The 5,930-nt window shown below is 62.0% G+C and carries 6 protein-coding genes; 5 read left to right on the forward strand and 1 reads right to left on the reverse strand.

Annotation, left to right across the window (positions count from 1 at the left end):
* Nucleotides 1-584 (forward strand): hypothetical protein (locus Q427_RS07675; RefSeq protein WP_043512587.1); only part of this gene is annotated, 584 nt, incomplete at its 5' end.
* A 111-nt stretch (nt 585-695) separates the two neighbouring features.
* Here the strand turns inward: Q427_RS07675 and Q427_RS07680 are convergent.
* Nucleotides 696-1,187: a YciE/YciF ferroxidase family protein gene (locus tag Q427_RS07680; RefSeq protein WP_043512588.1), complete on the reverse strand. Its 492-nt coding sequence runs from the start codon at nt 1,185-1,187 to the stop codon at nt 696-698.
* A 253-nt stretch (nt 1,188-1,440) separates the two neighbouring features.
* Here Q427_RS07680 and Q427_RS07685 point away from each other — a divergent pair, with 253 nt between their 5' ends.
* The 4 genes from Q427_RS07685 to Q427_RS07700 form a co-directional block, all read left to right on the forward strand.
* Complete coding sequence (locus Q427_RS07685) at nt 1,441-2,931, forward strand: FAD-dependent oxidoreductase (protein WP_043512591.1); 1,491 nt, start codon at nt 1,441-1,443, stop codon at nt 2,929-2,931.
* A gap of 128 nt (nt 2,932-3,059) precedes the next feature.
* Nucleotides 3,060-3,626: an NnrU family protein gene (locus tag Q427_RS07690; protein WP_043512593.1), complete on the forward strand. Its 567-nt coding sequence runs from the start codon at nt 3,060-3,062 to the stop codon at nt 3,624-3,626.
* Nucleotides 3,627-3,817: 191 nt separating this feature from the next.
* Entirely contained in the window at nt 3,818-4,897 is a 1,080-nt protein-coding gene (locus tag Q427_RS07695) for an NAD(P)-dependent alcohol dehydrogenase (RefSeq protein WP_043512595.1), read from the forward strand.
* A gap of 200 nt (nt 4,898-5,097) precedes the next feature.
* Nucleotides 5,098-5,930: extracellular solute-binding protein (locus Q427_RS07700; protein WP_043512597.1), on the forward strand; the 833-nt coding region annotated here is incomplete at its 3' end.

Genomic DNA, 5,930 nt, shown 5'->3' on the forward strand with positions numbered 1-5,930 from the left:
CGGACGAGCTGCTCTACGGGGAGTGCTTCGACACGGTGCTGCTCGATTACTTCATCGGCGCGATCGAAGGATTCGCTCCCTACTGGCAGGAGCGGGTCCTGCAGCGGGTGCGCCCCCACGTCAAGCATCGGCTCTATATCGTGGGCACCGAGCCCTATGTACTCGACGATCCGGGCACCGAAGCGGGGCGCATCGTGCAGCGCATCGGACGCTTGCGCGATGCCTGCCTGCTGGTCGGCGGTGGCCGCCCTTACCGGGAATATCCCGCCACTTGGGTCCAGCGGCAGCTGGGGGTGGCAGGCTTCCGAGTCTGTGAAATCCGCCATTTCCCCATTCGCTACCGGGAGCGCTTCGTCAATACCCAGCTGGACCTGTGCCTGCGCCAGCTCGACGGCTTCAACGATGACAAGCTCGCTGCGGCCATGCGGGAACACGTCGAGGCGCTGCGCGAGCAGGCGTTGCCCCTGGCTCGCAGCGAGGCGGGGCTACCCTGCGGCGCCGACTACGTGATTGCCGCCGAACCCCTGGACAAGCGGCACCATGTGCTGGCTGTATACGACGGCACCGAAAGCGCATCGACCTGAGCCTGTTGCTTCCGCCAGAGGTCGATTGATCGGGCCTTGTGGTAATCGGTAGGAAAGTGAAACAAAGTGAAGGCAGGCCGTATCGGGCCTGCCTCGTGGAAGCCGTCGGGCTCAGCCGGCCTTGCGATTGACATCGGCCTTGGCCAGTTTGTTGAGCTTGTCGTCGGTGGATTTCTCTTCCTTCAGCGTCTCGGCGAGGATCTCCTTGGCTTGGGTGTAGCCCAGCTGTTCGGCCAGCTCGCACAGGGTGCCGTAGGCCGCGATCTCGAAGTGCTCCACCTTCTGTGCCGCTGCGATAAGGCCAGCATCGCGAAGTGGACCCTTTTCGGTGGAATCGACCAACTCTTCTCCTTCCTGGATCAGGCTCTCCATCGCATGGCTCTTGAGCCGCTTGATGCGAATGTCCGGGACGGAGTCGGCGGCCTGTTCGATGCGCTCCAATTGGCCCTGGGTCTCCTCGAGATGGTGCTGGAAGGCCTCGACCAGCTTCTCGTTGTCAGCCGCACGCGCCATCTTGGGGAGTGCTCGGGTGATCTGCTTCTCGGCACTGTTGGTCTCGGATAACAGACGGGCAAAAAGCTCGTTGGCACTCTTGATAACCATTGATCTGCTCCCTTTGCGATATACATTCCATGCTCATATGAGCTGTTTCAACATAGCAGGCATAAAGTGAGGGGAAGGCGCCGAAGAGCGGGAAAGTTGTTAAGAGTGGTCGTCAAAAAGTTGGCTTGTGTAAGAGCTGTTGGTTCGTTTGTTGGCTAGGGGAGGCATCCAGACGCTCCCGACTCGCATCGCGCTCCACCACCTTCTATACCTACTAGCAGTACGTACGCACGTCCTGACGAAAGGAGTCGTTATGGCATCGATATGGAGGCTGGGGAGTCTTGGAGTGCCGGGCTGCGCCCCCCTGGATGAGCAGGCTGAAGCCGATGTGGTCGTGATCGGGGCAGGCATCACCGGGCTGACGACCGCCTTGTCGCTGACCGAGGCCGGCCAGCGAGTGGTCGTGCTCGAGGCGAGGGCCGTGGGCGGTGGTGTGACGGGAGGCTCCACGGGCAATCTCTACAGCACGCTGGCCTCCGGGCAGGCGGCGCTGCGCCGTAAATGGGGCGATAAGGTGTCAGCCGATGTGGTCAGCGCGAGAAGCGAAGCGATCGATGATATCGAAGCGCTGGTCCGTCGTTTTTCCATCGACTGCCAGTTTCGCCGCCAATCGGCCTATCGACTGCTGGTCGGGGACAGGCAGCAAAGTGACCAAAGGCTGAACGACGAGCGGGATGCGCTGCTCAGGGCCGGGCTCGACATCAAATCCGCCGAGCATCCCGGGCTGCCCTTCGACAGCTGGGGTATCCGTATTCCCCACCAGGCCCAGTTCAACCCGTTGCATTATCTCCAGGGCCTTGCAACCGCCCTGATCGGCGAGGGGGTGAAAATACACGAACATTCCCCCGTGCGCCGGGTGGATGCCAAGGAGGGCGTGGTGCAGACCGACACGGCTCGCATCGCGGCCCGACATATCGTTTTCGCGACCCATACCCCAAAGGGGGTCAGCCTGTTGCAGGCCGGCATGCTGGTATCGCGGGAGTATGCCGTTGCGGCCAGGCTGAGGAGCGGCGAGTACCCCGAAGGCATTTTTTGGCTACTCGACCCCTTCCACTCGCTGCGCAGCTATCGCCATGGCGAGGATCGCTACCTGGTGGCGATCGGCGAGAAGCACAAGACTGGCGAGCATGAGGGCGACCACTACCAGCGGCTGCGCGAATGCCTGAGCAGCCGCTTTGATATCGATGCGTTCACGCATCAATGGTCTGCCCAGCAGTACAGCTCACCCGATGGCTTGCCCTATATCGGCAGGATGCATGGCCATGACAACCTCTACATGGCAACCGGTTTTGCCGCCGATGGCCTGGTATGGGGCGCATTGGCCGGTCGGCTTATCGCCGATGATATCCTCGGTCGCGACAACCCCTGGCACTCCCGCTTCGGGTCGCGGCGCGTCACGCCGGGCAAGTCGGCGCTGCAGTACGCCAAGGAAAACGCTACCGTCACCAAGCACTTGGCCAAGGGTTATCTGGGTACCGAGAGAATCGACTCCTTCGAAGGAGTGGCGCCGGGGCAAGGCAGGGTTGCCACGAAAGATGGCGAGAAGCTTGCGATGTATCGCTCTGAGGCCGGCGAACTCAAGGTGCTGTCTGCCGTCTGCCCCCATATGAAATGCATCGTTCACTGGAACGCGGCGGAATCCACCTGGGACTGTCCCTGCCACGGGAGCCGCTTCGATACCGAGGGTGAAGTGATCGAAGGGCCGGCGTATCTCCCCTTGCCCCGGGTAAGAGGTGAGGCCTGAAAGGGCGGCATGTTGATCGAATATTTCCCTGGGAGCTTGGTGTAACGAGCCGGTGTCGTTAAGCTGCACGCTGTTTCGATATCCGCTTCGAGACCCGTTTCCAGACCCAATGCAAAGGAAGCCCCGGCATGTTCGTGATGATTCTTGGCCTATTCATATTTCTGGGTGTGCACTCCGTGCGCATCTTTGCCGACGATTGGCGCAGCGCACAGGTCCAGCGCATGGGAGAGCTGCGCTGGAAGGCTATTTTCTCGGTGGTGTCAGTCATCGGCCTGGCCATTGCCATCTGGGGGTACGGGCGTATGCGGCTCGACCCCATCTGGGTCTGGTTTCCGCCCGTTGGCCTGCGCCATGCCGTGGCGCTGCTGATGATCCCGGCCTTCATCCTGCTGGTGGCGGCCTATGTGCCCAACAACCATATCAAGGCCAAGCTGGGTCACCCGATGGTACTGGCAGTCAAGGTATGGGCCTTGTCGCACCTGTTGGCCAACGGCCGCCTGGGTGACATCGTCTTCTTCGGTGCCTTCCTGGCCTGGGCCGTGTTGGACTTCCGCTCCGCACGCCGTCGCCAGCCGGCTCCGCAGACGACGCCCCGCATGGCCGGCACTGCCATTACCGTGGTGGGTGGCCTGATCGCCTACTATCTCTTTGCCTTCCACCTCCATGTCTGGGTGACCGGTGTGCCGGTGATGTAGGCCCAGCCACTTCAGCAGCATAATTCAGCAGCACAGCGCGCCGGTTTTTGCCGGCGCGTCGCGTTATCCCATGGTCATATCTCTGCATGCTTTCTGTATTCTTGATGTGCATCAAGGCGAATGTCCGGCCCCTGTGCCACACCTAAAGGGTGCCTGTCCCATGGGCGCAGAGAGTCCACAGAGGAGTGACCATGCCAGACATGATGAAAGCGGCAATCTTCGTCGAACCGGGACGCATCGAGATCGATGACAAGCCCATTCCGGAGGTAGGTCCCAACGACGCCCTTGTCCGTGTCACTACCACCACCATCTGCGGTACCGATGTCCATATCCTCAAGGGCGAATACCCGGTGGAAAAGGGCCTCACCATTGGCCATGAACCCGTGGGGGTGATCGAAAAACTGGGTGCCAATGTTCAGGGCTACCAGGAAGGGCAGCGGGTGATCGCCGGGGCGATCTGCCCCAGTTTTACCTCCTACGCCTGCCAGGATGGCTGTAGCGCCCAGGATGGCGGCCACCACAGCCATGGCTATAAGCCCATGGGTGGTTGGCGCTTCGGCAATACTATTGATGGCGCCCAGGCGGAGTACCTGCTGGTGCCGGACGCCCAGGCCAACCTCTCGCCGGTGCCGGATGGCCTCACTGACGAGCAGGTATTGATGTGCCCCGACATCATGTCCACCGGCTTTGCCGGGGCCGAGTCGGCCGGCATCAAGATTGGCGACACGGTGGCGATCTTTGCCCAGGGGCCTATCGGCCTGTGCGCCACCGCTGGGGCCCGGCTGCGCGGGGCCGGCCTGATCATTGCCGTGGATGGCGTCGACGAGCGGCTCGAGATGTCGCGCCAGATGGGCGCCGATATCACACTCGATTTTCGCAAGGTCGACGTGGTGTCGGAAATCCTCAAGCTCACCGGCGGCCGCGGCGTGGACGCCTCCATCGAGGCGCTCGGGTTGCAGTCCACCTTCGAGTCGGCGCTGCGGGTACTCAAGCCGGGCGGCACGCTCTCGAGCCTGGGTGTCTATTCCGGTGACCTGACCATCCCGTTGGATGCCTTCTGTGCCGGGCTCGGCGATCACAGGATCATCACCTCGCTCTGTCCCGGCGGCAAGGAGCGCATGCGCCGCCTGATGCAGGTGATCGAGTCAGGGCGAATCGACCTTGGGCCCATGGTGACCCATCGCTATCCGCTGGAGCAGATCACCGAGGCCTACGATCTCTTTTCCCATCAGCGCGACGGCGTACTGAAGGTGGCCATTCAGGCGAGTTGAGTGCGGCGAGCGTTGAAACGACATACGGAGCTTTTCTCTCAGGGTGCTAACCTAGTTCAACGGTATTGAACGGTCATTCAATGATCACCCAGCCGTCACGAATTAGCGCGATACTTGAATTGGCGCATCGCGAGGCAGGTGGCATCGTTGCCCACCGGTCTCGCTTTCCTTGTGTCAGAGCCCTCATGGAGAGACCCGTCATGTCGTTCACTCGTCGCCGTTTCCTGCAAGGTACCCTGGCCGCTGGCGCGGTCGCTACCGTGCCTTCGTTCTACATCAACAAGGTGCTGGCCCAGGACCAGACCCTGCGTATCTACGCCTGGGCGGGCTATTTCACCGATGAAATGCTGGCCGACTTCACCGAGAAGACCGGCATACGCGCCACCTTCACGCCCTATGGCACCAACGACGAGCTGATGAACTCGTTGCGGGCTAGCGACGGCAGCGGCTTCGACGTGATCATGCCCACGGTGGACCGGGTGCCGGGCTATCTTGACTATGACCTGGTGCAGCCGCTGGACGAGTCGCGGATCAACTGGAATGGTGCCCTGGACAGCGCCATCGAGGGCTCCCGGGTGGGCGGCGTGGTGGATGGCAAGCGCTACTTTGCTCCCAGCGACTGGGGCACCGAGGCCATTACCTGGCATCGCCGCTTCGCCGACGTGGATCGCGCCAACCTCAGCTATGCCGATTTGTGGAATCCCGATCATGGCCAGGGCGTGACCGTCCGCGGCCACTCGGCTCTGGTGGGCATCGGCCTGTGGCTGGAGCGTGAGGGCAGGCTGCCGTTCCCGATGCTCGACTCCTACAAGTCGGAAGAGGCGATGCGCGCCAACTTCGACGTCATCGTCGAAGAGGCGGCCAAGCACAAGCACATGCTGGCCCAGTTCTGGGATACCGAGAACGAGGCCCAGGCCGCTTTTCGTACCAACGGCGCCATCATCGGCCAGACCTGGGACTCCACCGCATTTCGCCTGCAGCAGGAGGGCGAGGACATCGCCTACGGCGCACCGAAGGAAGGGGCGCTTGCCTG

Source organism: Halomonas sp. BC04 (assembly GCF_000568385.1).

Coding starts and splice junctions, on each gene's coding strand:
- Q427_RS07680 (WP_043512588.1), bottom strand. CDS start 1,187: ATGGTTATCAAGAGTGCCAACGAGCTTTTTGCCCGTCTGTTATCCGAG.
- Q427_RS07685 (WP_043512591.1), top strand. CDS start 1,441: ATGGCATCGATATGGAGGCTGGGGAGTCTTGGAGTGCCGGGCTGCGCC.
- Q427_RS07695 (WP_043512595.1), top strand. CDS start 3,818: ATGCCAGACATGATGAAAGCGGCAATCTTCGTCGAACCGGGACGCATC.
- Q427_RS07690 (WP_043512593.1), top strand. CDS start 3,060: ATGTTCGTGATGATTCTTGGCCTATTCATATTTCTGGGTGTGCACTCC.